This window comes from Stieleria sp., assembly GCF_041595215.1.
In the GTDB taxonomy this organism is placed as follows: Bacteria; Planctomycetota; Planctomycetia; order Pirellulales; family Pirellulaceae; genus Stieleria; species Stieleria magnilauensis.
In genome coordinates this window covers 1-2,522 of record NZ_JBFHKV010001161.1, presented here as the reverse complement: position 1 = coordinate 2,522, position 2,522 = coordinate 1, and the positions used below count along the sequence as shown (strand labels likewise).

Below are 2,522 nucleotides of genomic sequence, written 5' to 3'. Positions count from 1 at the left end.
TTAGCGGCAGGGCGCAAGCCTGGGCTGCTAAAAGTTCGGGGTTGACGACCTTATTCCTTTGCGCAGGTTTCATTCCTGAAATGCCTGGCACCCGTTTCCCCGTTGCAGGACACGGAGCAAGAGATTGAAAATTGCAAAATGAAAACTTCCAATTGCAAATTTGCATTTTCAATTTTCAATTTTCAATTTTCAATTTTCAATTTTCAATTTTCAATTTGCAATCTTCCGTCCGTCCAGGTTCCTCACGACTCATCCTGTCTCGGCTGAAGCGAGGCCGGGCGGTGACGAAATCAAAAGGAAGCAAAGTCGCGTAAACCGAACAGAGTGTCAACACCAACGTTTTAGCGGTCCAGGCTTGCGCCCTGCCGCTAAGCAACGAACGTAAAATGACTGTCGGCTCTTACCCCTGTTCGAGCGTCATTGAGCCAGTCGTTCCGCACGACTCCATTGCTAACACTCGGTCGCGGCCAAGACCAGCGATCCCGCAACCGGGTCTTCGATCCGTTGCAGCATCGGCTGCAGCTTCGAATCAATCAGCAGCTGCCGCAGCCGCTCGGCAAACCCTGGCTGCTGCGTTAGCACACCGCCCGTGACGGCAAAGGCAAACGGCGCATCCGCAAACCCCAGACGCTGCGCCAGCACGGCCACCATCTCAGACAACTCCGCCGTCGCGGACTCGACGATGGCTGCTGCGGCGGCATCTCCCGACTCCGCAGCCGCAAACACGATCGGAGCCAGCCGGGCGATCGATGAGCGGTCGGTTTGCTCGGAATAAATGATCGGAACTAATTCGCTCGGACTGGAGATTTGAAAGCGTTCGAGGATGCGTGGCAGCAAACTGGTTTGGGGACCACGACCATCGGCAGCCCGCGCGACGGCGCGCAAACCGGCAATTCCGATTTGATACCCGCTGCCTTCATCACCGAACAGTCCACCCCACCCTCCACACCGCGCGGTCGCTCCGGTAGCGCTGCGTCCGATCGCCAGTGAACCGGTCCCGGAGATCAAGCCAATCCCCACTCCGTCATCGGACGCCGCGTACAACACCGGAATCGCATCATTGGTAATCTGTAAGTGACGTGTTAACTGGCGTTGCTGCGCCCAACTTCGAATTTCGGCTTGCTCGGACTCCCGATCCGCACCGGCGAGCGACAGACAGGCGCTAGCCACCGTCGTTCGGGCTCGATCGGCATCCTCAAAGGCAGCATCGATGGCGAGGTCCAGGTTCGCCGTCGCTTGTTCGAAGCCGACGCTGCGCGCGTTGGAGGGCCCCGATCGCCCGGCCCCGATTCTTTGGATGCCGCCCTGTTCATCGCGAATCGCAAGCCACGCCATCGTCTTTGATCCGCCCCCATCGATGGCGAGGATCAAGTCGTCTTGGTGCATCACGCGTCGTCTCGTTGAAGGGCGCGGCGTAAATGGCCATCGCACTCGGAGAGCTGTTGACGAGCCTGTTGGGCGGTGACGCCGCGTAAATGCGAAACGATTGCCGTCTTCACTTCGCCATCGCAGCGGTCCAACAAACGGCGCGCCTCTAGCGGCGGAACACCCGTCAGTTCGGCAACAATTTGACAGGATCGCATGGTCAGTTTTTCGTTGGTGGCACGCAGATCGACCATCAAATTGCCATACGTCTTACCGATCCGGACCATCGCCCCGGTGGTCAGCATGTTGAGCACCATTTTTGTGGCGGTCCCCGCCTTCATCCGCGTCGAACCGCTGATCACCTCGGGGCCGACGACCGGCGTGATCATGATTTTACAATGGGGACTCAGTTCACAATCGGCATTGCAGCTCAATCCGATCGTGAAGGCACCGACCTGGTTTGCGAATCGCAAGCCACCGATCACGTAGGGGGTTCGCCCACTCGTCGCGATCCCCATCACGACATCTTGATCAGACAGTTCTTTGTCGGCCAAGTCGCGTTGGCCCAACTCAGGATGATCCTCGGCGCCTTCGATCGCACGCGTCAACGCTTTCTCGCCTCCAGCGATCAAGCCGACCACCATCTCTGGCGGGGTGTTGAATGTTGGCGGACATTCACTCGCATCGAGCACCCCCAATCGGCCCGAGGTCCCGGCCCCCATGTACAACAACCGGCCCCCGGCGCGGAAACGGTCGGCGATCACGTCGATGGCTGCGGCGATCGACTCCGCTTGAGCGGCCACGGCGGCAGCGATCAATGCATCTTGGCGGTTCATCAGCCGAACGATCTCCAGTGCCGACAGCGAATCAATTTCGCTCGATTCAGGATTCCGGGCTTCAGTGGTTAGATTGTTCAGCATGTCGGGTGGTTGGGGTTCTACTCCTGATTTCGGCGTCCGTCGACAAACCACGACGGCGATTCGATTCGATAAACTAACCGCCCCGAACCATTCGAGGCAGTTACCAATGATACGGGCATGAGTGTTGGTGTGCAGGCTTTAGCCGCCCATTGTCGCTGCACAGCAGCGACCGGGAATCGCCTAAAGGCTAGACACCAACGTGCGCTGGTGTGCAGGCTTTAGCCGCCCATTGTCGCT

Annotated in this window: 2 protein-coding genes; both read right to left on the bottom strand. The window is 58.5% G+C overall.

Going from position 1 to position 2,522, the window contains the following annotated elements; translation table 11 throughout:
* Nucleotides 1–450 precede the first annotated feature (450 nt).
* A complete protein-coding gene (locus ABX749_RS29215; RefSeq protein WP_372899148.1) occupies nucleotides 451–1,386 on the bottom strand; it encodes an N-acetylglucosamine kinase in 936 nt (311 codons plus the stop codon).
* Nucleotides 1,386–2,285, bottom strand: a complete 900-nt coding sequence (gene murQ / locus ABX749_RS29210; protein ID WP_372899147.1) for an N-acetylmuramic acid 6-phosphate etherase — start codon at nucleotides 2,283–2,285, stop codon at nucleotides 1,386–1,388. Before murQ ends, ABX749_RS29215 begins: the two co-directional genes overlap by 1 nt.
* Nucleotides 2,286–2,522: the final 237 nt, after the last annotated feature.